Raw genomic sequence first — 21969 nt, 5'->3', positions numbered from 1 at the left:
CGTGCCGTGGCCGGACGCCTCGGCCGGGGGCGCCGCGGGCGCCGCCGCCGAGACGGCCTACCTGCCTCCGTACCCGGGGCCGGGCCGGTCGCAGCAGCCACAGTCCGCGGTGCCGGACGCCTGGTTCCGCGACGCGCAGCCGCAGCCGCAGCCGCAGCCGCAGTCCCCGTCCGCGGCGCAGGCCGACGCGGCCGCCCAGACGGCGTACCTGCCGCCCGTACGGCAGCCCGGGCCGCCGCAGGCGACCGGGGGCGGCGTGCCGTGGCCGGACGCCTCGGCCGGGGGCGCCGCGGGCGCCGCTGCCGAGACCGCGTACCTGCCGCCCGTACGGGAGGCCGCCGACGCGGCCGCGGAGACGGCCTACCTGCCTCCGTACCCGGGGCCGGGCCGGTCGCAGCAGCCGCAGTCCGCGGTGCCGGACGCCTGGTTCCGCGACGCGCAGCCGCAGCCCCCGTCCCCGTCACAGGCCGACGCGGCCGCCGAGACGGCGTACCTGCCCCCGGTCCGGGACCCCCGGCCCGCCGTGGACGTGGCCGCCGCCGAGACGGCGTACCTGCCCCCGGTCCGGGACCCCCGGCCCGCCGTGGACGTGGCCGCCGCCGAGACGGCGTACCTGCCGCCCGTGCGCGATCCGCAGCCGCCGGCCGCCGACGTGGCCGCCGAGACGGCGTACCTGCCCCCCGTCCGGGACCCCCGGCCCGCCGTGGACGTGGCCGCCGCCGAGACGGCGTACCTGCCGCCCGTGCGCGATCCGCAGCCGCCGGCCGCCGACGCGGCCGCCGAGACGGCGTACCTGCCGCCCGTGCGCGATCCGCAGCCGCCGGCCGCCGACGCGGCCGCCGAGACGGCGTACCTGCCCCCCGTCCGGGAGGCGGAACCGCAGGGGGCCGGGCCCGGGGCGGACTGGTCCCCGCCCACGCTCGGCGGGAACACCCTGCGCGCCGTCGACCCCGCCCAGGCGCGGGCCGAGGGGCGGTCGCCGATCATCGACCCGGGGCCGCAGTCGGCCATACTGACCGCCGCCCTCGGGCTGCTGCTGGCCGGCGCCGCAGCGCTGGGCCCGTACGCCCTCGTGCTGCCGCTGATCGCCCTCCAGGGCCTCACCGCCGCCGGCTGGTTCCGCCTCAACGGCATGTGGCCGGCCCGCCAGGGCATCGCGCTCGCCTTCGCCGGGGCGCTCGTCGCCGACGGCGCGGTGCTGGCGGTGGACGGCACGTACGGCCCCGGCGCGATCATCGGCACCCTCGGGGTGTGGGTGCTGCTCACGTTGGTCCTCCTGCTGCGCAGCCACGCCGACCCGGACGAGCGGATGTACGGGCTGATGGCCTCGGTCGCCTCCGCCGCCCTGGCGATCGCCTGCGCCGGGTTCCTCGCGGCCGACTGGGCCGCGGTGAGCACCGGGGCGGTCGCCGTGGCCGTCGCCGTGTTCGCGCGGGCCCTGCCGCTGCCGACCGCGCCCTCCGTGGGCGTCTCGCTGGCCGCCGCGGCCGGTGCGGGCATCGCGGTCGGCGGACTGGTCGGGCTGGGCGCGGGCGGTGCGCTGGTCGGCCTGGCGGCCGGCGTGTGCGCGCTGGTCGGGCTGCGCGTGGCGGCGTACGACTACCCGTCGAAATTCGTCCACATGACGGCCGGTGTCGCGCTGCCGCTGGCGGCCGCCGCCCCCGTCGTCTATCTCATCGGCCGGGTGGTGGGCTGACGGACCGGGGCGGCCGGTGGGCGTCGCAGGAGACGGCGCTCACCGGCCCGCTCACGGCCCTCCGACCTCGATCATGGTCCACTAGAACGCACGTACCGATGAGGAGTTGGGGGAGGGCACGTGCGTTTCCTGCGTTTCGTGGTGATCGTCGCGGTGGTGCTGGGCGGCCTGTTCGTGGGCGCCGACCGGTGGGCGGTCGGCTATGCCGAGGACCGGCTCGCCGAGAAGATCCAGTCCCAGAAGGGCCTGGTCGGCAGCGCCGAGGTCGACATCCACGGCTTCCCCTTCCTCACCCAGGCTCTCAGCCACGAGCTGGAGCAGGTCGACCTGAAGCTGAAGGACGTCGACGCCGGCGCCGACGGCCGCCGGACGCGGCTCTCGCAGCTCGACGCCAGCTTCCACGACGTGAAGCTGAACGGGAACTACACCGGCGGTTCCGCCAAGCGCGCCGAGGGCACCGCGCTGATCTCGTACGCGGACCTCACCAAGGCCTCCCAGACGGGCGCCACGCTGACCTACGGCGGCCAGCCCGGCAAGCTGAAGGTCACCGCGACGGTGGACGTGCTGGGCCGGCCGATCACCCGCAGCGTGATCTCCACCGTCGCGCTGGTCGACGGCAAGGGCGGCGCGGCCGGCAAGACCGTCAGGGTGCACGCGGACTCCGTACCGGGCGAGGGCATACCGGGGATCGAGAGCGCGATCCGCCGGCGGACGGACTTCGACCGTGGCATCGACGACGGCCTCCCGGCCGGTCTCAAGCTCACCGCGCTGACCTCGGACGAGGCGGGCGTGCACCTCACGCTGACCGGTACGGACGTGAGCCTGGCCGGATCGTGAGACGACCTGGTCCGATCCGCAGAAGGACGGGCCGCGCGAACAGCCCCGGAAGGCCGCGAGGAGGCCTCCCGGGGCTTTCTCGTCCCGACATTCGGACGATCCTGTCTCGGCATATGACACGCCGGTGACAGGGCGGCCGGTTCGTCCCTACGATCCTGGCTATGAAGCATCAGCAGGCGGACCTCACGAAGCGGCGGGCAGTAGACCTGTGTCGCGTCGCCGCCATGCTCTGTCGCTCCATCTGAGGCGTGAGCCTTCCCGCTCCGCCGGCCGGACCGACGGCCCTTCATCCCGCGTGACCGCACCGCCCTGCCTCCTGCCCCTGACGCCTCCCCGCGCAGGGCCGGCGAGCGACAGCCGGAAACGTCGCACGCACAGCAACGCCAGCCCCACCGCAGCACCAGCACAGCCCCGCCGCACACTGCCCCGGAGGAGATCACCATGAGCCGCAGCGACGTCCTCGTAGACGCCGACTGGGTCGAGGCCCACCTGAACGACGCGAACGTCGTCGTCGTCGAGGTGGACGAGGACACGTCCGCCTACGACAAGAACCACATCAAGAACGCCGTCCGGATCGACTGGAAGCAGGACCTCCAGGACCCGGTGCGCCGCGACTTCGTGGACCAGGAGGGCTTCGAGAAGCTCCTCTCCGCCAAGGGCATCGCGAACGACGACACCGTCGTCCTCTACGGCGGCAACAACAACTGGTTCGCCTCGTACGCCTACTGGTACTTCAAGCTCTACGGCCACCAGGACGTCAGGCTCCTCGACGGCGGCCGCAAGAAGTGGGAGCTCGACTCCCGCGACCTGGTCGACGGCAAGGACGTCCCGCAGCGCCCGGCCACCGAGTACAAGGCCAAGGCCCAGGACACCTCCATCCGCGCCTTCCGCGACGACGTCGTCGCCGCGATCGGCTCCCTGAACCTGGTCGACGTCCGCTCGCCCGACGAGTTCTCCGGCAAGCTGCTCGCCCCGGCGCACCTCCCGCAGGAGCAGTCGCAGCGCCCCGGCCACGTGCCGAGCGCCCGCAACATCCCGTGGTCGAAGAACGCCAACGACGACGGCACCTTCAAGTCCGACGAGGAGCTGACCGCCCTCTACGAGGCCGAGCAGGTCGACCTCGCGAAGGACACCATCGCCTACTGCCGCATCGGTGAGCGCTCCGCGCTCACGTGGTTCGTGCTGCACGAGCTCCTCGGCCAGGAGAACGTCAAGAACTACGACGGCTCCTGGACCGAGTACGGCTCGCTCGTCGGCGTGCCGATCGAGCTCGGCCCGAACAAGTAGTCCCGGCGGCGGGGCGCGCGACGCCCGCCCCGCCCCGCCCCCGTAGCAGCAGAACCCCTCCAGGACAGGACAGAGAACATGTGTGGAGCACAGATCGGCGGGCCCGACCTCGCGACGCTCAAGCCCGGTGAGACCGCGATCCAGGGCCAGGTGACCAAGGACGGCGAGCCCGTCAGCGGCTACGTGCGGCTGCTGGACTCGACCGGCGAGTTCACCGCCGAGGTCCCCACCTCCGCGACCGGCCAGTTCCGCTTCTACGCGGCCACCGGCACGTGGACGCTGCGGGCGCTGGTACCCGGCGGCCAGGCCGACCGCGCCGTCGTGGTCGCCGAGGCCGGCGGCGTGACGGACGTCGCGATCGCGGTCTGACGCCGCAGCGGTCCTGCGACCGCACCGCTGTACCGGCCGGAGGGCCGCACCCCAGGGGGTTGGACGCCACTGGATCGGGGTGCGGCCCTCCGTGCCGTCCGCACGCTTGTGTTCCGGGGGGCCCGTCCTAGGCTGGGGGTATGTACGCCCGGCGTCGGCGCGCCTACTTCCTGCTCATGGGCGGATGCCTGTTCCTGTTCGTCTCCGCCTGGTCCTTCGTACGCCTTTTCTCGGTCCCGGCGGCGGTCGCGCTGTGCGTGGTCGCCATGGTCATCCCGCCGGTCGCGGCGATGGTCGCGAACCGGCGCGGGCCGGACGACCGCTGGTGGGACGACCCCTCCGGGGATCCCAAGTCCGACGAGTGGTGGGACGAACTGGACGGGAAGCGGCGGCCGCCTGAGGATTGAACGCGTTCGAGATAAAAGCGTAATAAAGATGCGTACAACGGCTTCCCGCCGCAGGGTGTCTTGGATGTGCGCGGGCGAACGCTCCCGCGCCTCCAGGTCTGTGGGGGGACCCCTTTGGAACACGAACAGCCGCCGCCGCGCGACCGGCGCCGCCGCGGCCGCACCACCGCCCTGATCGCCGGCGCCCTCGTCCTCGGCGCCCTCGCCGGCACGGTCACCGGCTACGCGATCCAGTACGACCGCGAGCCCACGCCCCTGCCGCCGCTGGCCCAGCAGAAGCTGGACACGCCGAAGGCGCAGGCGCCGAACGACGCCACGACGGTCAAGACGATCAACGCCAACCGCTGGCACAAGACGGACGACGACCTCACGAAGCTCCTGATCGACGCGCCGTCGGGGGCGAAGGTCGAGGCCGACGGCTACGAGACGCTCGACTCCTTCTCGACGGACTTCGACAGTCCGGACGACGCCCTGCGCGGCTTCCTGAGGGACCCGGTCCGGCGCGTCGCCACGCGGGTCTGGACGCAGGGCGACGTCTTCGTGGCGGTCCGGCTCGTGCAGTTCCGCGACTTCATCGGCGCGGACCGGTACCAGCGGGGGCCCTCCGAGTACATGCTCGGCAAGAAGTACGCGGGCAACAGCGGCGTCGCCGTCCCCGGTGTCTCCCCGGGCCTCGGGCACGTCTGGGTCTACTCGGAGACCAGCGCGGAGCCGGGGTACGTCCCGGTGCGCCAGGCCCGCGCCTACGCCCGTCGGGGCGACATCGTCCTGGACCTCGCCTACGTCGACAAGCGCGGCCGCGAAATCGCCGAGAGCGACGTCGTCGACCTGGTCAAGCGACAGATGGAGCGACTGTGAACGAGCCTCAGACCGAGCCCCGGAACGGGGCGGCACTCGCTCCCGAGGCCCCCGCTCCGTCCGGGCCCGCGCCGGCGGCGAACCGCCGGAAGAAGATCGCCCTCACCGCCGTGGCCGTCGCCGTGGCACTCCTCGTGGGCGGCGGCGTCTGGGCGGCCTCCGTGCTCGCCGACGCCGACCGGACCGTGCCCACCGCCTACTGGGTCGAGGCCGGGGGCAAGCTGCCCTCGACCCAGAACGCCGCGCCGGTGCCGGCCAACGACCTCACCGCCAAGCTCCTCCCGGCCCCGTCCGGCTTCGAGCGCGGGCCCGATCTCGCTGGTGACGGGAACGACTTCTTCGTGTCCGGGGAGAGGGCGGCCGAGGGCTTCAAAGAGGCCCGCAAGGGGCTGTCCGGCTCGGACCGCAAGAAGCGCGACGACATGCTGGCCGACCTCAGGCTCAAGGGCCTGGCCGGCCGGAGCTACGCCGCTACTGGCGGCAACATGGTCGTCGAGATCCGCCTCATGCAGGCCGACCCGAAGGCCGTGGGGGCGTTCTCGGAGGTCACCAAGAAGCTCCTCGACCTCACGGGCGACGACCGCGACGCGCCGAAGGTCGACGGCTACCCCGACGCCAAGTGCTCCCTGCTGGCCGTGGGCGAGGAGAAGAAGGAACGGATCGACTCCCTCTACTGCGTGGCCGTCCAGGGCGACGTGCTGGTCAGCCTCCGCGCCTACGGCCCCAAGGAGGCGGGGTTCTCGAAGCTCGAGTCCACCGGCTTCCTCAAGAACCAGCTGTCCCGCCTGAAGTCCCCCGGGGAGTCCGTGTGACCGAGCAGAACACCGCCACCGGCCCCGCGACGGCCCCACCGGCCACCACCCCGGCGGCTCCGGCCCCCGAGGTCCCGGCGGACTCCGCGACCGCGGCGCCCCCGGAGGCTCCCGAGCCCACGCGGCCCGCCGGAACTCCGGCGGCTCCCGAAGGCGCTGAGACCCCCGCGTCCGCCGAGGCACCTGCCGCCCCCGCCGCCCCCAAGGACCGTCGCGCGCTGCGCGCCGCCCTGCGGTGGACCGCCGCGGTCCTCGTCTTCGCCGCCGCCGGCGCGGGGAGCGCGTACGGGATCACCCGGGCCGAGCGCACCGACCTCCCTGGCCTGTCCACCCGGAGCGACGGCCGCTGGACCTACCCGGCACTGGCCAAGCCCGCCCTGCCGCCCGGCGCGCCGGTGCCGTTCGCCGTGGACAATCTGGACGGCATCCACTACGCGGGCCTCACCCAGCTGACCCTGCCCGCCCCCGTCGGTTCCTCCCCGGACCCGGGGCTGAAGCTGGAGAAGGACTCGGCGGTCACCGTCGACACCTTCCTGGAGGAGTACGACTCCTCCGCGCGCGAGAAGCTGAAGCAGGGGTTCGCCGACAACGGGCTGCGGCAGATCGTCGCCCGGGGCTGGACCACCCCCGACGGCACCCGCACACGGGTCTACCTGCTGCGCTTCCACGCCTCCGGGTTCGCCGACACCTTCACGGGGTGCGGTACCGACCTGAACGGCGTCAAGGGCATCCAGCCGGACGGCGCCTGGGAGAAGGCCCGCCAGGCCCAGCCCGCCCCCGATCCCAGCGGCATCACGGTCCTGGAGGAGTCCGTCCCCTTCGGCGACGAGCAGACCAGGGTCGGGTGCGTCCAGTCGGGTGACGTCCAGGCCGTGATCCTCCAGAACCGCAAGGGCGGGGCCGCGGCGGTCCCCCTCCACCAGGCGGTGATCCTGCAGCGGCAGCTGCTGGGCTGAACCGGCAGGGCCGGTTCGGCCCACCTCACACCGTGCGCCGGTACCCGGGCCAGTAGGCTTGGGGACCGGCCCCGTCCACCCGCACCGAATCCTCCGAGGAGCACCCCGTGCTTGAGGCAGTCTTCACCTCCCTGCTGGTCCTGGTCTGCGTCGGCGTCCTCGCCTTCACCGGCCTGGCCGTCAAGAAGCTGTACCAGGGTCAGCGCTAGCAGCCGACCGGCCGACCGCCCCGGAACCCCTCCCACAGATCGCCTGAGCAGCCAACCATGATCCAGATCCCGTCCGACCTGAACCCGGGTCTCGTCCCCCTCGCCTTCCTCCTCGGCACCTGGGAAGGCGCCGGAGTGTTCGACTTCCCCGGCGAGGAGAAGTGCAACTTCGGCCAGGAGGTCGTCTTCAGCCACGACGGCCGGGACTTCCTGGAGTACACCTCCCGCTCCTGGGTGCTCGACGCCGAGGGCAACAAGGTGCGCCCGCTGGAGTCCGAGTCGGGCTACTGGCGCATCGACCAGGACCGCAAGGTCGAGATCGTCATGGTCCGCGACCAGGGCGTGGTCGAGGTCTGGTACGGCGAGCTCGCCGACCAGAAGCCGCAGATCGACCTGGTCACCGACGCGGTCGCCCGCACGGCGGCCTCCGGCCCCTACAGCGGCGGGAAGCGCCTCTACGGGTACGTGAAGAGCGACCTGATGTGGGTCGGCGAGAAGGCGACCCCCGAGGTCGAGCTGCGCCCCTACATGTCGGCCCAGCTCAAGAAGGTCGTCACCCCGGAGGAGATCGCCGACATGGCGCGCAACCTCCCCGAGCTCCCGGACGACGGCATCGCCTTCTTCCGCTGAGCCCGCCGGCGGCGACGTACCGGCAGCGATGAAGGGGACCGCGGCAGGGCCGCGGTCCCCTTCGCGCGCTTACACTGGCCGGGTGGTGACCACCGACTGGAAGAGCGATCTGCGGCAGCGCGGGTACCGGCTGACCCCGCAGCGCCAGCTCGTGCTGGAAGCGGTCGACGCCCTGGAGCACGCCACCCCGGACGAGATCCTCGTCGAGGTGCGCAGGACGGCCTCCGGCGTCAACATCTCCACCGTCTATCGCACGCTGGAGCTCCTGGAGGAGCTCGGCCTCGTCTCGCACGCCCACCTCGGGCACGGGGCCCCCACGTACCACCTCGCCGACCGGCACCACCACATCCACCTCGTCTGCCGCGACTGCACCGAGGTGATCGAGGCCGACCTCGACATCGCCGCCGAGTTCACGGCGAAACTGCGCACCGCCTTCGGCTTCGAGACCGACATGAAGCACTTCGCGATCTTCGGCCTGTGCGAGGGGTGCGCCGCCCGGCGCCGCGACGACCGCACCGAGAGCCCCCGGCCCGCTCAAGACACCGCCTAGCGCCCCCGGTGTGCCCTGGGGCCCTCCGTACGGGGTCGTAGGCTTGGTGCCATGACCAGCAGCCCCTTGCTCCATCTTCCCGGCGCCGTAGCGGCCGAAGGCCGTGACGAGGGCGTCGCCGCCCACTACGGAGAGCTCTACGGCGAACAGCGTGCCCTCGCCGACGGCCGAGGGTTCGTCGACCTCTCCCACCGCGGGGTCGTCACCGTCACCGGCCAGGACCGGCTCGCCTGGCTGCACCTGCTGATCACCCAGCACGTCACGGAACTCCCGCCCGGGCAGGCCACCGAGGCGCTGATCCTCTCCGCCAACGGCCACATCGAGCACCAGCTGCACCTCGTCGACGACGGCGAGACCACCTGGGCGCACGTCGAGCCCGGCACCCAGGGGGCGCTGATCGCCTACCTGGATTCCATGAAGTTCTTCTACCGCGTCGAAGTCGCCGACCGCACCGCCGACTTCGCCGTCGTCCACCTGCCGGCCGGCTCCATCGCCGAGGTCGACAAGGAGCTCGTGGTCCGCGAGACCCCCTACGGCCGCGACGTGTTCCTCCCGCGCGGGCAGCTGGAGGAATTCGCCGCCGCCCACGGCCCCGCCGCCGGACTCCTCGCGTACGAGGCCCTGCGCGTCGAGGCCCACCGCCCGCGCCTGGGCCTGGAGACCGACCACCGCACCATCCCGCACGAGATCGGCCTCATCGGCACCGCCGTGCACCTCCAGAAGGGCTGCTACCGCGGCCAGGAGACCGTCGCCCGCGTCCACAACCTGGGGAAGCCGCCGCGCCGCCTGGTCTTCCTCCACCTCGACGGCTCCGAGGTGCTGCTCCCGCCGCACGGCGCGCCCGTACGGCTCGCCGCCGACGGGGAGGACGGCCGCCAGCTCGGCTTCGTCACCACCGCCGTGCGCCACCACGAGCTCGGGCCGATCGCCCTCGCGCTGGTGAAGCGGAACGTTCCGGTGGACGCCCCGCTGCTGGCCGGGGGCACCCCGGCCGCGCAGGAGGTCGTCGTGGCCCCGTAGGGCCGCGCCACCTACACGTCGATGACGATGGTGAACGGGCCGTGGTTCGTCAGCGAGACCCGCATCTCCGCGCCGAACCGGCCCGTCGCCACCGTCGCGCCCAGCGCGCGCAGCTGCGCCACGACCTCGTCCACCAGCGGCTCGGCCACCGGCCCGGGCGCGGCCGCGTTCCAGGTGGGGCGCCGGCCCTTGCGGGCGTCCCCGTAGAGCGTGAACTGGGAGATCACCAGCAGCGGCGCGTCCACGTCGCTACAGGACTTCTCCGCCTCCAGGATCCGCACCGACCACAACTTGCGGGCCAGCACCGCCGCCTTCTCCGGAGTGTCGTCGTGGGTCACCCCCACCAGCACGCACAGCCCCTCGCCGACGATCTCGCCGACCGTCTCGCCGGCCACGACGACGCTCGCGCCGTCCACCCTCTGCACCACTGCTCGCATACCACCTGTGTACCAGGCGTGCACCCGTCCGGGGCCGATCGGGTGGCGTGGGACTGCGTCCGCACCACGGAGGGTGGCACCATGCACGCAGGCGGTGCCCCCAGCACCGGTCGAGGGGACGGACACGAAACGATGAACACCTCTGGTACCTCCGCACCTGCACCCGCAGTACTCGCAGCACCCGCGTCACTCGCAGCACTCGCAGAACCCCCAGGACCCGGCGACGCGACCGCGACCGCGACAGCGACCGCGACCGCGACGGCCACTCCGGTACGGCCGCCCGCGCAGCGCACCGGCGACCCCGAGGGGCTGACCACCCCCGCCGCCGCGCTCGGCCTGCCCGAGCTGCGCGCCCTGCGCCGCGACGCCCAGCGCGACGAGGCCGACCTCAGCTACGTCCGCAGGCTCCTCCAGGGCCGCATCGACATCCTGCGCGCCGAGCTGGCCCGCCGGACGGACCCCGAGGCGCCGGTGGTGGACCGGCTCTCGGAGATCCTCGCCGACGCCCCGTCCAGCCGCAGCGCCTCCGCCCGGCACGTCACCCTCCGGACCCCGCACAACGAGGAGTTCCGGCTGCTGGCGGCCGAGATGCTGTCGGACGTGGAGCTGTCGGACCTGGACGCGCGCACGGACGCCGAACTCCACGAGGCGATGGCCCGGCTGGTCCGCTACGAGCAGCAGGTCTCGCGGCGCCGCCAGCAGCTCCAGCGGACGGCGGACGACTCCAGCGCGGAGATCACACGCCGCTACCGGGAGGGCGAGGCGCAGGTGGACGACCTGCTCGCGTGACGGCGGCGCACCGAGCCCGACGCCCGGCCGGCCGCCGCCGGGACGGGCCCTGACGGCCGGACGGAAATTCGGGCGACCGGGACCGGTGCGGCCGTTAGCGTGACCGGACATGAGTGCTGACATCCGGCCGATCGCCGAATCCGAACTCCCCCACTGGCTGCGGGCCCTCAACACGGGCTTCCTGCGGCCCGAACCGGTCCCCGAGGCCGACGTGGTCCTGCGGTCCAGGCACTGGGACCTCTCCCGGACCCAGGGCGCCTTCGACCCCGCCACCGGCCGGTGCGTGGCCACCTTCCGCTCCTTCGCCCAGGAACTGACCGTCCCCGGCGGGAAGGCCGTCCCCTCCAGCGCCGTCACCAACGTCAGCGTGACCTCCACCCACCGCCGCCAGGGCCTGCTGACCCGGATGATGGCGGCCGAGCTGACGGCGGCCAAGGAGCGCGGCGACGTCGTCTCCACGCTGATCGCCGCCGAGTACCCGATCTACGGGCGGTACGGGTACGGCCCCGCCGCCACCGCCGCCGAGTGGGAGATCGACATCGCCCGCAGCGGCCTCGACCCCCGCAGCTCCGGGCCCGGCGACGGCGGCCGCATCGACCTGGTCGACGTCTCCGAGGTCCGGGAGACCGGCCCCGGGCTGCACGAGCGGCTGCGGGCGTCCGTGCACGGCGCGGTCAGCCGCGACACCCGCTGGTGGAACCTGGCCACCGGCCTGGAGCAGACCCAGGCGCGCCCCTACAAGGACGCGTTCCACGCCGTGTACCGGGACGCGTCGGGCGAGCCGGCCGGTTTCGCGGTGTACGTCGCCGACGACCACTGGACCGACGAGAAGCTCCCGCAGAACACCCTGCGGGTCCAGGACCTGATCGCGGTGACCCCGGCCGCGGAGCGCGCCCTGTGGCGCTTCCTGTGCTCCGTCGACTGGGTGCTGAAGGTCCGCACCGGCTACCGCGCCCCCGACGACGTCGTCCCGCTGCTGCTGCCCGACCCGCGCGCCGCCCGGCAGGTGACCTCGGCCGACTTCCTGTGGCTGCGCCTGCTCGACGTCGAACGGGCCTTGGCCGCGCGGACGTACGCCGTCCCCGGGGTCCTGGTCCTGGAGGTGGAGGACGCGGCCGGGCTCGCGGACGGCCGCTACCGGCTGGACGCTGCGACCGGAGCGTGCACCCGTACACAGGACCCGGCCGACCTGCGCCTCGACGTGTCCGCGCTCGGCTCCCTGTACCTCGGCGACGAGTCCGCGGCGCGGCTGGCGGTGCTGGGCCGGGTGGCGGAGGAGCGGCCGGGGGCGGTCGCGCTGGCCGACGCGGTGTTCCGCACGGCGCGGCGTCCGTGGTGCCCCGACATCTTCTGACCCCGCCGTCGCCGTTGTCGTTCCGGGAATCCGAGGATGGGGTACGTGACATCGATCGTTGAGCAGTTGCGCGCGGCGGGCTGCGTCTTCGCGGAGGAGGAGGCCGAGCTGCTGATCGCGGCGGCCTCCGACGGCGGGCGGCTGGCGGGGCTGGTCGCCCGCCGGGTGGCGGGGGAGCCGCTGGAGCACGTCGTGGGCTGGGCGGAGTTCTGCGGGCTGCGCGTGGAGGTGGGCGCGGGGGCCTTCGTGCCGCGCCGGCGCAGCGAGTTCCTGGCCGGGGAGGCGGTGGCGCTGGCCCGGCCCGGCGCGGTCGTGCTGGACCTGTGCTGCGGGGTGGGCGCCCTCGGCGCGGCGGTGGCCTCGCAGGTGCCGGGCGGGGTCGAGCTGCACGCGGCCGACATCGACCCGGCCGCGCTGGCGTACGCCCGGCGCAACGTGGCCCCGTACGGCGGAGCGGTCTGGGAGGGCGACCTGTACGCGGCCCTCCCGGCGGATCTGCGCGGACGGGTGGACGTCCTGGTGGTGAACGCCCCGTACGTGCCGACCGGGGAGATCGGGCTGATGCCGCCGGAGGCCCGGGTGCACGAGCCTCTGGTCTCCCTCGACGGGGGCGAGGACGGGCTGGACGTGCACCGTCGGGTCGCGGCGGAGGCCGGGCGGTGGCTGGCCCCGGGCGGCCACCTGCTGATCGAGACCAGCGCCCGGCAGGCGCCGCTGACGGCGTCCGCCCTGACGGCGGGGGGTCTCGCGGTGCGGGCGGCCGCCTCGGAGGAGCTGCACGCGACCGTGGTGATCGGCGGGGCGCCGGCGGCGTGAATGAGGAAGGAAGGGGACAGGTGGACGAGAGTGCTTCGTTGACGGAGCGTTTCGAGGAGCACCGCGGTCATCTGAGGGCGGTGTCCTACCGGATGCTCGGCTCGCTGAGTGAGGCGGACGACGCCGTCCAGGAGGCGTGGCTGCGGCTGGACCGCACCGACGTGAGCGGGGTGGAGAACCTCGGCGGATGGCTGACGACCGTGGTCTCGCGGATCTGCCTCAACATGCTGCGTTCGCGCGAGCAGCGGCGCGAGGACCCGGTGGAGCGGCTGGAGACGCGGATCCCGGACCCGCTGATCGGCTCCGAGCGCCGGGTCGACCCGGAGCAGGAGGTGCTGCTGGCCGACTCGGTGGGGCTGGCGCTGATGGTGGTGATGGAGTCCCTGTCGCCGGCGGAGCGGCTGGCGTTCGTCCTGCACGACATGTTCGCGGTGCCGTTCGAGGAGATCGCCCCGCTGGTCGAGAAGTCCTCGGCGGCGACCCGGCAGCTGGCCAGCCGGGCCCGCCGCAAGGTGCAGGGCCGGGCCCCGGCTCCCGACAAGGACCTGGCGCGCCAGCGGGAGGCGGTGGACGCGTTCTTCGCGGCGGCGCGGGACGGGGAGTTCGAGGCGCTGCTGTCCGTGCTCGACCCGGACGTGGTGCTGCGTTCGGACGGCGGGGCCGGCGGTGCGCTCACCGTGGTGCTCACGGGTGCGCGGACGGTGGCGGGCCAGGCGGTCACGTACGGCTCGCTGGCCCCGTTCGTCCGCCCGGCGCTGGTCAACGGCGCCGCGGGCGTGGTGGTGGTGCGCAAGGACCGGGCCGTGTCGGTCATGGCCTTCACGGTCGTGGGGGGACGGATCGTCGCGATCGACGTGCTGTCCGACCCGGAGCGCCTGGGGGCGCTGGACCTGTCGGCCCTGGCGGACTGAGCGGCTCCGCCGGCCGGGGCCGGGCCGCCGCCGGCCCCTGCCCCGGCCCCGGCCTCCGCCGCCGTCCTCGCCCCGGTCTCAGACCAGGGCGAGGACGGCGGCGGCGGGGGCCGCGTAGACCAGCGGGAAGGCGACGTGCGCGTACGAGCGGGCGCGCAGGACGGTGACGATGGCGCCGGTGAAGTAGAGGACCAGGCCGGTCGCGGCGGCGATGCCGACGGCGGGGACGACGAAGCCGGCGAGGAGGCCGAGGGCTCCGGCGATCTTGACGGTGCCGAGGAAGGTCCACATGCCCTGCGGGACGCCGTACTCGACCAGCGGCTCGGTGACGAACTTCGCCCCGCGCAGGACCGAGAGGCCGGAGAACCCGGCCATGAAGGCGGCGACCAGGGTGACGACGGTGGCGGTGGTGGACATCGGGGGCTCCTTCGGGACGGTCGGTGTGGCCGGCGCTCTCTTGCGTCCGACACCCCTCTGACCCGGGGCCGCGCACGGATGTGACGCCGACGGGAAGACATTTCTGCGGAGGGGGCCGAGTGGGTACTCCTGCAAGCAAGCGCTTGCAATAGTTAGCAAGGTGCGGCAGGATCGGAGCATGGCATCGCTCAACGTCGGAAACCTCGGCGAGTACCTCCGCGAGCAGCGGCGGCAGGCCCAGCTGTCGCTGCGGCAGCTCGCCGACGCGGCGGGGGTGTCGAACCCGTACCTGAGCCAGATCGAGCGCGGGCTGCGCAAGCCGAGCGCGGACATCCTCCAGCAGCTGGCCAAGGCGCTGCGGATCTCCGCCGAGACGCTCTACGTACAGGCCGGGATCCTCGACGAGCGGGACCGGGACGAGGTGGAGACGCGGGCCGTCATCCTCTCCGACCCGTCGATCAACGAGCGGCAGAAGCAGGTGCTGCTCCAGATCTACGACGCGTTCCGCAAGGAGAACGCGGCGGAGGCCGACCAGGCCCCCGGCGCGGACACCGGAGCAGCGGCCCGAGCAGCGGCCGACGCCGATGTCGACGCCGACGCGGCTGCGGCCGCCGGCACCCGTGCCGACGGCGCGGTACCCCCTACGAACTGACCGGATCCGGGAGGACCCGCACATGGCCATCGCCGATGACCTGAAGAAGACCCTCACCGACCCCACCCCCCTCTACTTCGCCGCCGGCACCGCGGACCTCGCCCTCCAGCAGGCCAGGAAGGTGCCCGGCCTGCTGGAGCAGCTGCGCGCCGAGGCCCCGGCCCGCATCGAGGCCGTGCTCGACACCGACCCCAAGGTCGTCCAGGACAAGGCCAAGGTGGCCCAGGACGCCGTCACGGCGAAGGTCGTCGAGGTCTTCGGGGCGATCGACCCGAAGAAGCTGGGCGAGACCGCCCAGGACCTGGCGCTGCGCGGCGTCGGCGTGGCCGCCGAGTACGCCGTCCGGGCCAAGGAGACCTACGACCGGGTCGCCGAGCACGGCGAGCAGGCCGTGCGCTCCTGGCGCGGCGAGGTCGCCGACGAGATCGTGGACATCGCCGAGATCGTGGAGCCGGAGCCGGCGCAGGCCGAGGTGCCCGCCCAGGACGCCCCCGCCGGGGCGGCCGATGAGGAGAAGGCCTCCGCGAAGAAGCCCGCCGCGCGCCGCACCGCGGCCAAGCGGGCCGCCGCCGAGCCGGCCGCCGAGGCCGCCGTCGAGAGCTGACCGCGAGGGGGACGGACCGGGCACCCGCGGGGTGTCCGGTTCGTTCTCGTTTCGGAAGGCTGCTCGGGCGGTAGCGTGGAGTCAGAAGAGCTGGATGCGAGAAGGCGGTCGAGACGATGCTGATGCAGGGGTTCGATAACGGAGTCCTCCCGTTGCTCGGCTACGCCATGCTGGCGCTCGCCGTCGTGGCCTTCGTCCTCGCGCTGCTCGCGCGCGAGGACGCGTACCGGGCCGCCGACAAGCAGACCAAGACCTTCTGGCTGGTCATCCTCGGCGTCACGGTCCTGGTGGACTTCTTCCTCGGGATGCTGTTCCTGGAGATCGCGGGCCTGGTGGCGTCCATCGTGTTCCTCGTCGACGTGCGCCCCGCCCTCAAGCAGGTCTCGGGCGGCGGGAACCGGCGCCGCGGCGGGAGCAGCAGCGACGGCCCGTACGGCCCGTACAACGGCGGCCGCTAGCGGTCGGTCAGCCGCCGGCCCGGGAGAGCAGGACGACGGCGACGTCGTCGGTGAGCTCGCCTCCGTTGAGGCGCCGGGCCTCGGTGACGGACGCCTCCAGCAGCCCCTCGCCCGTCAGCCCGTCCTCCAGGTGCCGGTTGATCATCTCGACCATGCCGTCCTGGCCGAGGCGTTCGCGGCCCTCGCCGATCCGGCCCTCGATGAGGCCGTCCGTGTAGAGCATCAGGCTCCAGGTGCCGCCCAGGTCGACCTGGCGGCGCGGCCAGCGGGCCCGGGGGAGGAGCCCGAGGGCCGGGCCGTTGTTCTCGTACGGCAGCAGCCGCGCGGCACGGCCGGGGCGGGCGACCAGCGGGGCCGGATGGCCGGCCAGGCACAGGCCTGCGCGGCGGCCGTCGGGGGAGATGTCCACCGTGCACAGGGTCGCGAAGATCTCCTCGCAGGGCCGCTCCACCTCCAGGACCTCCTGGAGGGTGGCGAGCAGGTCGTCCCCGCACAGTCCGGCCAGGGTCAGGGCGCGCCAGGCGATGCGCAGCTCGACGCCGAGGGCCGCCTCGTCGGGGCCGTGGCCGCAGACGTCGCCGATCATCGCGTGGACGGTGCCGTCGGGGGTGCGGACGGCGTCGTAGAAGTCGCCGCCGAGGAGGGCCCGGCTGCGGCCGGGACGGTAGCGGGCGGCGAAGCGGAGGTCGGAGCCGTCGAGGAGCGGGGTGGGGAGCAGGCCTCGTTCCAGGCGGGCGTTCTCCTGGGCCCGAAGTTTCGATTCTGCGAGCTTGTACTGCGCGATGTCGGCCCGCTTTCTCTCCACGGCGTAGCGGATGGCGCGGCTGAGGAGCCGCCCGTCGAGCTCGTCGCGGAAGAGGAAGTCCTGGGCGCCGACGCGGACGGCTTCGGCGGCGCGCTCGGCGTCGGCCTCGGCGGTCAGGACGAGCACGGCGTGGCGGGGCGCGATGCGCAGCACCTCGCGCAGGGCGCCGAAGCCGTCCTCGCCGGGGCCGGGCAGGGCCAGGTCGAGGAGGACGCAGTGCACGTCGGGGGTGAGCAGCCGGGCGGCCTCGGTGAGGTTGCGGGCGGTGCGGAGCCGGATGCGCTGGCCGTCGGCGTGAAGGATCTCGGGGACGGTGAGACCGCCCGCGGGGTCGTCCTCGATGACCAGCAGGGTCAGCGAGGGCGCCGCCTGGGGGGCGGGGCCGGTGATCTCCGTGGCGGGGGTCTCTCTCTGCCGCGGTACGGGTGCGGGCATCGTCTCCGGTTCCTTGCCTCCCCCCGGAAGTGCGCTCATGCCGGGACCCTAGCGGGCGGGGGTGGGGCAGCGGAATGCCGGAACGGGCGGGGCCCGGTGGCATATACCCCTATCCCGGCGGAAACCCGGCAGGCTGGGATGACGAACGTCACGACCGGCTGGAGGGCCCGGTCGCGGGGCGTACGGACCCCGCTTCGCGGTGCCGGCCCTCCCCCAGCCACCCTCCGCCCGCTCCCAGGGGCTCCAGCCCCGGCCCCCAGACCGGGCGCTGCGCGCCGGCTGCCGCCGGGCGTACCCCCAGCCGCAGTCGGGGGGAGGATCCCGGGGCGGAGCCCCAGGACACGGTGGCGCGCCCCGGCCCGTGCCTCCGCCCGGCTCGTGCCTCCGCTCGGCCCGTGCCTCCGCTCGGCCCGTGCCTCCGCTCGGCCAGGGCCTCCGCTCGGCCAGGGCCTAAGCGTCGGGCCGGACCACGGCCTTGATCGGCATCGAGCCCGCCCCGGCCATCGTCACGTTCCGCCCCGGCCGCGGCGCGTGCACGATCGCGCCGTCCCCGACATACATCCCGACATGGCTCGCGTCGTCGAAGTAGATGATCAGGTCACCCGGGCGCATGTCCTTCAGCGCGACCTTCGGCAGCAGCCGCAGCTGCTCCTGCGAGGTGCGCGGGATCGGCCGCCCCGCCGCCAGCCACGCCTGCGAGGTCAGCCCCGAGCAGTCGTAGGAGGCCGGACCCACCGCACCCCAGACGTACGGCTTTCCCATCTGCGCGGTGGCGAACTGCACCGCTCTCTTCCCGGCCTCCGAGGCCAGGCCCTTGACGTCCTTCATCGCGCCCGACGACAGCCATGCCGTCTGCGCCTGGTACTGGGCGTCCTGCTCCAGCTGGATCAGCCGGGCCTTCTCCTCGGCCGCGAGCCTGCTCTCCAGGGCCTCCGCCGTCTTGATCTTCTCCTCGATCTCCTTCTTGGCGGTCTCCTTCTTGGCCCGGTTGTCCTCCATCTTCTGCCAGAGGGCGCCCGCGTCCTTCGCGTACCTCTCCAAGTCGGCCTGGGTGCGGCTCAGTTCGGCGAGCAGGTCCGTGGTGGCCTTCTCGCCCTGCCGCAGCCGGTCCGTCCCGTCCAGGAAGTCGGAGGGGCTGTTGCTCAACGCGAGCCGCGCGCCCGGCGGCAGGCCGCCCGAGCGGTACTGGGCGCGGGCGGCGGCGCCCGCGCGGTCCTTCAGGGTGGAGATCCGGTCCTGGCCCGCCACCACCAGCTTGGCGATCTCGACGATCCGCTCGGACTGCGCCTTGGTCTCGCTCTCCGCGAGGTTGTAGGCGTCCGTCGCGCTGCCGGCCTGGCGGTAGAGGTCCTCTATCTCCTTGCGGACCTGCTCCAGGGACTTGTTCCCCGGCTCCGGCAGGGGTGCGGCCGGGGCGGCGGGTGCGGACGGGGCCGCGTACGCCGTGCCCGCGGTGAGTCCGGGGGCCGCCAGTATCGTCATCGCGCACAGCAGCGTCAGGGCGGACGCCCCTCTCCGGCGCGACGACGCTCGCTTCACGGTCCCCATGGCTCCCCCAGGCGCCCCGAGTCAGAGCCGACATCACCCGACATCAGATCTGACTATTCGTCAGTAACTTTGCACTGTCCCCGGGATGGTGCCACGAACCGGCGAATTCCAACACCCTCCGGATTCCGCTGCGATCACGACCGGACACGCACCGTCCATCCCAGACGACTCAACGGGCCGCCCCCACCCCCGGTTCCCCCTCCCCGCAAGGTTCACCCCGCCGGCCGCAGGGCCTCCCAGCGCACCGCCAGCTCCCCCTGCCTCCAGCGCGCCGGCCCGTCCGCCAGCGGCCAGTCGCCGCCCAGCGCCCGCGCCGTCCGGATCCAGCGCTGCCGCGCCCCGTACGAGGCGTACGGCGCGGCCGCCGCCCACGCCCGGTCGAAGTCCCGCAGGAACGCGTGCACCGGCTCCCCCGGAACGTTCCGGTGGATCAGCGCCTTCGGCAGCCGCTCCGCCAGGTCCGACGGCCGCTCCAGCGAACCCAGCCGCGTCGCGAAGGTCACCGTCCGCGGCCCCTCCGGTCCCAGCGCCACCCACACGTGCCGCCGCCCGATCTCGTCGCAGGTCCCCTCCACCAGCAGCCCCTCCGGAGCCAGCCGCGCGCACAGCCCCCGCCAGACCTCCTCGACCCGCTCCTCCTCGTACTGCCGCAGCACGTTCGCCGCGCGGATCAGCGCCGGCCGCTCCCCGCCGTCCAGCGGCACCTCGAACCCGCCGTGCCGGAAACTCAGCCCCTCTTGCTCGTACGGCTTCGCCCCGGCCACCCGCGCCGGCTCGATCTCGATCCCGACCACCCGCACCCGGGGAGCCGCCTCCCGCAGCCGCGCCAGCAGCTCCACCGCCGTCCACGGCGCCGCCCCGTATCCCAGGTCCACCGCCACCGGCGCGTCCGCCCGGCGCAGCGCCGCCCCGTGCACGGCGGCGATCCAGCGGTCCATGCGACGCAGCCGGTTCGGGTTCGTCGTCCCCCGCGTCACGGTGCCCACGGGGCGCTTCGGGGGTGGCGGAGTGCTGCGGGAGACCATGCGCCGAGCGTAAGCGGAGCGCCCGGTCCGCAAAAAAATCCGTCCCGACGAGCAGGAAGTTCCCGCGCCCCGGAATGCGGGGGACGGCCATCCGGGTTGCACTCCTTGCAGGGCGCCGCGCGCGCTCCCGCAGCCATGCGCAAGACGTGCCGCCCCACCGGCACCACCGTCCGCCGTCCGCGCGATCCGAGCGAGAGGAACTGCTCCTTTGAGCCAGTACGTGTCCCGCCTCGGCGGCAGCATCAGCGGCCGCATCGCCGCCGCCCGCGGTGCCCGCCAGGACGCGCCCCGCCTGCGCCTCCCGGCCGTGGGCCACCACCGCAAGCCCCGCCGCGTGGCCATGCTCAGCGTGCACACCTCACCGCTGCACCAGCCGGGCACCGGCGACGCCGGCGGCATGAACGTCTACATCGTCGAGCTGGCCCGCCGCCTCGCCGCGATCAACATCGAGGTGGAGATCTTCACCCGCGCCACCACCGGCGGCCTGCCGCCGGTGGTCGAGCTCGCCCCCGGCGTCCTCGTACGCCACGTGGACGCCGGCCCCTACGAAGGCCTCGCCAAGGAAGAGCTGCCCGCCCAGCTGTGCGCCTTCACCCACGGCGTCATGCAGGCCTGGGCCGGCCACCGCCCCGGCTACTACGACCTCGTGCACTCCCACTACTGGCTCTCGGGCCACGTGGGCTGGCTCGCCGCCGAACGCTGGGGCGTCCCCCTCGTCCACGCCATGCACACCATGGCCAAGGTCAAGAACGCCGCGCTCGCCGAGGGCGACACCCCCGAGCCCGCCGCCCGCGTCATCGGCGAGACCCAGATCGTCGCCGCCGCCGACCGGCTGATCGCGAACACCGCCGAAGAGGCCGACGAACTCGTCCGGTACTACGAGGCCGACCCCGGCAAGGTGGCCGTCGTCCACCCCGGCGTGAACCTCGACCGCTTCACCGCCGGCGACGGCCGCGCCGCCGCCCGCGCCCGGCTCGGCCTGCCCCAGGACGCCGTGATCCCCCTCTTCGCGGGCCGCATCCAGCCGCTCAAGGCCCCCGACATCCTGCTCCGGGCCGTCGCCGAACTCGTCGACCGCGACCCCGCGCTGCGCGGCCGCCTCTTCGTCCCCGTCGTCGGCGGGCCCAGCGGCAGCGGCCTCGCCAAGCCGGAGGGGCTGCAGAAGCTCGCCGCGAAGCTCGGCATCACCGACCTCGTCCACTTCCACCCGCCGGTGTCCCAGGACCGGCTCGCCGACTGGTTCCGGGCCGCGTCCGTCCTGGTCATGCCCTCGTACAACGAGTCCTTCGGGCTGGTGGCCATCGAGGCCCAGGCCACGGGCACACCGGTCCTCGCCGCCGCGGTCGGCGGACTGCCCGTCGCCGTCGACGACGGGGTCACGGGCGTCCTCGTGCCCGGCCACGACCCCGTGGACTACGCCCGCGCGCTGCGCCGCTTCGTCGACGACCCCGGCCTGACGGACCGCATGGGCGCCGCCGCCGCACGGCACGCACAGCACTTCGGCTGGGACACCGCCGCCAGCGGAACCGCCGACGTGTACACCGCGGCAATGCATGATCACCGCCGTCGCGTACGCTCCCACCATGGCTGACACCGCCGCGATCATCGAGTCCACGCTGGCCGGCGCCGAGCTGGGCTGGGAGAGCCCCCGGCCCGGCACGTACGTCGTCCAGCTCCCCGGCACCCGCAAGCTGAGCACCACCTGCTCCCTGCGGATCGGCCGCCACTCGCTGTCGGTGAACGCCTTCGTGATCCGCCACCCCGACGAGAACGAGGCCGGCGTCCACCGCTGGCTGCTGGAGCGCAACCTCAGGCTGTACGGGATGGCGTACGCGGTCGACCCGCTCGGCGACGTCTACCTCACGGCGCGGCTCCCGCTGTCCGTGATCACCCCCGAGGACCTGGACCGCCTCCTGGGCACGGTCCTGGAAGCGGCGGACGGAGCCTTCAACACCCTCCTGGAACTGGGCTTCGCGAGCGCGATCCGCCGCGAGTACGCATGGCGCACGGAGCGGGGCGAGTCCACCCGCAACCTGGACGCCTTCAAACACCTGACCCGCCCGTCCGCCCAGGCGGAGTAGCCCCCC

At 73.7% G+C, this 21969-nt stretch carries 26 protein-coding genes; 21 read left to right on the top strand and 5 right to left on the bottom strand.

What is annotated here, in order from left to right; all coding sequences use genetic code 11:
- The first annotated feature begins 256 nt into the window (after window positions 1-256).
- From ACFY15_RS24910 to ACFY15_RS24855, 12 genes are all read left to right on the top strand, one after another.
- The gene (locus ACFY15_RS24910; protein ID WP_390826083.1) at window positions 257-1696 is read left to right on the top strand and encodes a hypothetical protein; all 1440 of its coding nucleotides are present in this window, start codon (window positions 257-259) and stop codon (window positions 1694-1696) included.
- Between the two features lie 120 nt (window positions 1697-1816).
- Window positions 1817-2533, top strand: coding sequence for a DUF2993 domain-containing protein (locus ACFY15_RS24905; protein WP_390687975.1), 717 nt, complete (start codon window positions 1817-1819; stop codon window positions 2531-2533).
- 161 nt (window positions 2534-2694) lie between these two features.
- On the top strand, window positions 2695-2778 hold the full coding sequence (locus ACFY15_RS24900) for a putative leader peptide (protein ID WP_359921537.1): 84 nt from the start codon (window positions 2695-2697) through the stop codon (window positions 2776-2778).
- 196 nt (window positions 2779-2974) lie between these two features.
- The gene (locus ACFY15_RS24895; protein WP_390687974.1) at window positions 2975-3820 is read left to right on the top strand and encodes a sulfurtransferase; all 846 of its coding nucleotides are present in this window, start codon (window positions 2975-2977) and stop codon (window positions 3818-3820) included.
- A 78-nt stretch (window positions 3821-3898) separates the two neighbouring features.
- Window positions 3899-4189 (top strand): DUF1416 domain-containing protein, encoded by a 291-nt coding sequence (locus ACFY15_RS24890; RefSeq protein WP_042813059.1) that lies wholly within the window; start codon window positions 3899-3901, stop codon window positions 4187-4189.
- Window positions 4190-4329: 140 nt separating this feature from the next.
- Window positions 4330-4596 (top strand): DUF3099 domain-containing protein, encoded by a 267-nt coding sequence (locus ACFY15_RS24885; RefSeq protein WP_042813060.1) that lies wholly within the window; start codon window positions 4330-4332, stop codon window positions 4594-4596.
- A 114-nt stretch (window positions 4597-4710) separates the two neighbouring features.
- Complete coding sequence (locus ACFY15_RS24880; RefSeq protein ID WP_390687973.1) at window positions 4711-5454, top strand: hypothetical protein; 744 nt, start codon at window positions 4711-4713, stop codon at window positions 5452-5454.
- Window positions 5451-6266 carry a hypothetical protein gene (locus tag ACFY15_RS24875; RefSeq protein ID WP_390687972.1) on the top strand — a complete coding sequence of 272 codons (816 nt, stop codon included), beginning with the start codon at window positions 5451-5453 and terminating at the stop codon, window positions 6264-6266. Before ACFY15_RS24880 ends, ACFY15_RS24875 begins: the two co-directional genes overlap by 4 nt.
- Window positions 6263-7222, top strand: coding sequence for a hypothetical protein (locus ACFY15_RS24870; RefSeq protein ID WP_390687971.1), 960 nt, complete (start codon window positions 6263-6265; stop codon window positions 7220-7222). Before ACFY15_RS24875 ends, ACFY15_RS24870 begins: the two co-directional genes overlap by 4 nt.
- A gap of 266 nt (window positions 7223-7488) precedes the next feature.
- Window positions 7489-8061, top strand: coding sequence for an FABP family protein (locus ACFY15_RS24865; RefSeq protein ID WP_390687970.1), 573 nt, complete (start codon window positions 7489-7491; stop codon window positions 8059-8061).
- Window positions 8062-8143: 82 nt separating this feature from the next.
- Window positions 8144-8611, top strand: a complete 468-nt coding sequence (locus ACFY15_RS24860; RefSeq protein ID WP_390687969.1) for a Fur family transcriptional regulator — start codon at window positions 8144-8146, stop codon at window positions 8609-8611.
- A 51-nt stretch (window positions 8612-8662) separates the two neighbouring features.
- The gene (locus ACFY15_RS24855; protein WP_390687968.1) at window positions 8663-9631 is read left to right on the top strand and encodes a YgfZ/GcvT domain-containing protein; all 969 of its coding nucleotides are present in this window, start codon (window positions 8663-8665) and stop codon (window positions 9629-9631) included.
- 11 nt (window positions 9632-9642) lie between these two features.
- On the opposite strand, the gene dtd is transcribed toward ACFY15_RS24855, so the two are convergent.
- A complete protein-coding gene (gene dtd / locus ACFY15_RS24850) occupies window positions 9643-10068 on the bottom strand; it encodes a D-aminoacyl-tRNA deacylase (RefSeq protein WP_390687967.1) in 426 nt (141 codons plus the stop codon).
- 132 nt (window positions 10069-10200) lie between these two features.
- Between dtd and ACFY15_RS24845 the strand changes: the two genes are divergently transcribed.
- The 4 genes from ACFY15_RS24845 (at window position 10201) to ACFY15_RS24830 (ending at window position 13938) form a co-directional block, all read left to right on the top strand.
- A complete protein-coding gene (locus tag ACFY15_RS24845; protein WP_390687966.1) occupies window positions 10201-10857 on the top strand; it encodes an AmfC protein in 657 nt (218 codons plus the stop codon).
- A 109-nt stretch (window positions 10858-10966) separates the two neighbouring features.
- Complete coding sequence (locus ACFY15_RS24840) at window positions 10967-12211, top strand: GNAT family N-acetyltransferase (protein WP_390687965.1); 1245 nt, start codon at window positions 10967-10969, stop codon at window positions 12209-12211.
- Between the two features lie 36 nt (window positions 12212-12247).
- Complete coding sequence (locus ACFY15_RS24835; RefSeq protein WP_390687964.1) at window positions 12248-13027, top strand: putative protein N(5)-glutamine methyltransferase; 780 nt, start codon at window positions 12248-12250, stop codon at window positions 13025-13027.
- Window positions 13028-13047: 20 nt separating this feature from the next.
- Window positions 13048-13938: a sigma-70 family RNA polymerase sigma factor gene (locus ACFY15_RS24830; protein WP_390687963.1), complete on the top strand. Its 891-nt coding sequence runs from the start codon at window positions 13048-13050 to the stop codon at window positions 13936-13938.
- A gap of 78 nt (window positions 13939-14016) precedes the next feature.
- Here the strand turns inward: ACFY15_RS24830 and ACFY15_RS24825 are convergent, their stop codons facing one another.
- The gene (locus ACFY15_RS24825; protein WP_390687962.1) at window positions 14017-14355 is read right to left on the bottom strand and encodes a DoxX family protein; all 339 of its coding nucleotides are present in this window, start codon (window positions 14353-14355) and stop codon (window positions 14017-14019) included.
- A gap of 178 nt (window positions 14356-14533) precedes the next feature.
- On the opposite strand from ACFY15_RS24825, the gene ACFY15_RS24820 reads away from it, so the two are divergent.
- The 3 genes from ACFY15_RS24820 (at window position 14534) to ACFY15_RS24810 (ending at window position 16069) form a co-directional block, all read left to right on the top strand.
- On the top strand, window positions 14534-15007 hold the full coding sequence (locus ACFY15_RS24820) for a helix-turn-helix domain-containing protein (protein WP_390826071.1): 474 nt from the start codon (window positions 14534-14536) through the stop codon (window positions 15005-15007).
- Between the two features lie 22 nt (window positions 15008-15029).
- Entirely contained in the window at window positions 15030-15611 is a 582-nt protein-coding gene (locus ACFY15_RS24815; RefSeq protein WP_390687960.1) for a hypothetical protein, read from the top strand.
- 116 nt (window positions 15612-15727) lie between these two features.
- Window positions 15728-16069 (top strand): DUF2516 family protein, encoded by a 342-nt coding sequence (locus ACFY15_RS24810; protein WP_390687959.1) that lies wholly within the window; start codon window positions 15728-15730, stop codon window positions 16067-16069.
- A gap of 7 nt (window positions 16070-16076) precedes the next feature.
- On the opposite strand, the gene ACFY15_RS24805 is transcribed toward ACFY15_RS24810, so the two are convergent.
- The 3 genes from ACFY15_RS24805 to ACFY15_RS24795 form a co-directional block, all read right to left on the bottom strand.
- Window positions 16077-17348 carry a PP2C family protein-serine/threonine phosphatase gene (locus ACFY15_RS24805; RefSeq protein WP_390687958.1) on the bottom strand — a complete coding sequence of 424 codons (1272 nt, stop codon included), beginning with the start codon at window positions 17346-17348 and terminating at the stop codon, window positions 16077-16079.
- Window positions 17349-17759: 411 nt separating this feature from the next.
- Complete coding sequence (locus tag ACFY15_RS24800) at window positions 17760-18857, bottom strand: NlpC/P60 family protein (protein WP_390687957.1); 1098 nt, start codon at window positions 18855-18857, stop codon at window positions 17760-17762.
- A gap of 212 nt (window positions 18858-19069) precedes the next feature.
- Window positions 19070-19882 (bottom strand): class I SAM-dependent methyltransferase, encoded by an 813-nt coding sequence (locus ACFY15_RS24795; protein WP_390687956.1) that lies wholly within the window; start codon window positions 19880-19882, stop codon window positions 19070-19072.
- 208 nt (window positions 19883-20090) lie between these two features.
- Between ACFY15_RS24795 and mshA the strand changes: the two genes are divergently transcribed.
- Together mshA and ACFY15_RS24785 are read left to right on the top strand one after the other, a co-directional pair.
- Window positions 20091-21473 (top strand): D-inositol-3-phosphate glycosyltransferase, encoded by a 1383-nt coding sequence (mshA, locus tag ACFY15_RS24790; protein WP_390687955.1) that lies wholly within the window; start codon window positions 20091-20093, stop codon window positions 21471-21473.
- Window positions 21466-21963 carry a YbjN domain-containing protein gene (locus tag ACFY15_RS24785; protein WP_390687954.1) on the top strand — a complete coding sequence of 166 codons (498 nt, stop codon included), beginning with the start codon at window positions 21466-21468 and terminating at the stop codon, window positions 21961-21963. The genes mshA and ACFY15_RS24785 overlap by 8 nt, the downstream gene beginning before the upstream one ends.
- Window positions 21964-21969 lie beyond the last annotated feature (6 nt).

This window comes from Streptomyces sp. NPDC001373 (genome assembly GCF_042895815.1).
Classification (GTDB): Bacteria; Actinomycetota; Actinomycetes; order Streptomycetales; family Streptomycetaceae; genus Streptomyces.
The sequence above is the reverse complement of the archived record's forward strand: the minus strand, read 5'-3'. Positions and strand labels throughout refer to the sequence as shown.

Coding starts and splice junctions, on each gene's coding strand:
- ACFY15_RS24795 (WP_390687956.1), bottom strand. CDS start 19,882: ATGGTCTCCCGCAGCACTCCGCCACCCCCGAAGCGCCCCGTGGGCACC.
- ACFY15_RS24820 (WP_390826071.1), top strand. CDS start 14,534: ATGGCATCGCTCAACGTCGGAAACCTCGGCGAGTACCTCCGCGAGCAG.
- ACFY15_RS24865 (WP_390687970.1), top strand. CDS start 7,489: ATGATCCAGATCCCGTCCGACCTGAACCCGGGTCTCGTCCCCCTCGCC.
- ACFY15_RS24840 (WP_390687965.1), top strand. CDS start 10,967: ATGAGTGCTGACATCCGGCCGATCGCCGAATCCGAACTCCCCCACTGG.
- ACFY15_RS24835 (WP_390687964.1), top strand. CDS start 12,248: ATGGGGTACGTGACATCGATCGTTGAGCAGTTGCGCGCGGCGGGCTGC.
- ACFY15_RS24815 (WP_390687960.1), top strand. CDS start 15,030: ATGGCCATCGCCGATGACCTGAAGAAGACCCTCACCGACCCCACCCCC.
- ACFY15_RS24785 (WP_390687954.1), top strand. CDS start 21,466: ATGGCTGACACCGCCGCGATCATCGAGTCCACGCTGGCCGGCGCCGAG.
- ACFY15_RS24895 (WP_390687974.1), top strand. CDS start 2,975: ATGAGCCGCAGCGACGTCCTCGTAGACGCCGACTGGGTCGAGGCCCAC.
- ACFY15_RS24900 (WP_359921537.1), top strand. CDS start 2,695: ATGAAGCATCAGCAGGCGGACCTCACGAAGCGGCGGGCAGTAGACCTG.
- ACFY15_RS24885 (WP_042813060.1), top strand. CDS start 4,330: ATGTACGCCCGGCGTCGGCGCGCCTACTTCCTGCTCATGGGCGGATGC.
- ACFY15_RS24890 (WP_042813059.1), top strand. CDS start 3,899: ATGTGTGGAGCACAGATCGGCGGGCCCGACCTCGCGACGCTCAAGCCC.
- dtd (WP_390687967.1), bottom strand. CDS start 10,068: ATGCGAGCAGTGGTGCAGAGGGTGGACGGCGCGAGCGTCGTCGTGGCC.
- ACFY15_RS24805 (WP_390687958.1), bottom strand. CDS start 17,348: ATGAGCGCACTTCCGGGGGGAGGCAAGGAACCGGAGACGATGCCCGCA.
- ACFY15_RS24800 (WP_390687957.1), bottom strand. CDS start 18,857: ATGGGGACCGTGAAGCGAGCGTCGTCGCGCCGGAGAGGGGCGTCCGCC.
- ACFY15_RS24845 (WP_390687966.1), top strand. CDS start 10,201: ATGAACACCTCTGGTACCTCCGCACCTGCACCCGCAGTACTCGCAGCA.
- ACFY15_RS24810 (WP_390687959.1), top strand. CDS start 15,728: ATGCTGATGCAGGGGTTCGATAACGGAGTCCTCCCGTTGCTCGGCTAC.
- ACFY15_RS24855 (WP_390687968.1), top strand. CDS start 8,663: ATGACCAGCAGCCCCTTGCTCCATCTTCCCGGCGCCGTAGCGGCCGAA.
- ACFY15_RS24825 (WP_390687962.1), bottom strand. CDS start 14,355: ATGTCCACCACCGCCACCGTCGTCACCCTGGTCGCCGCCTTCATGGCC.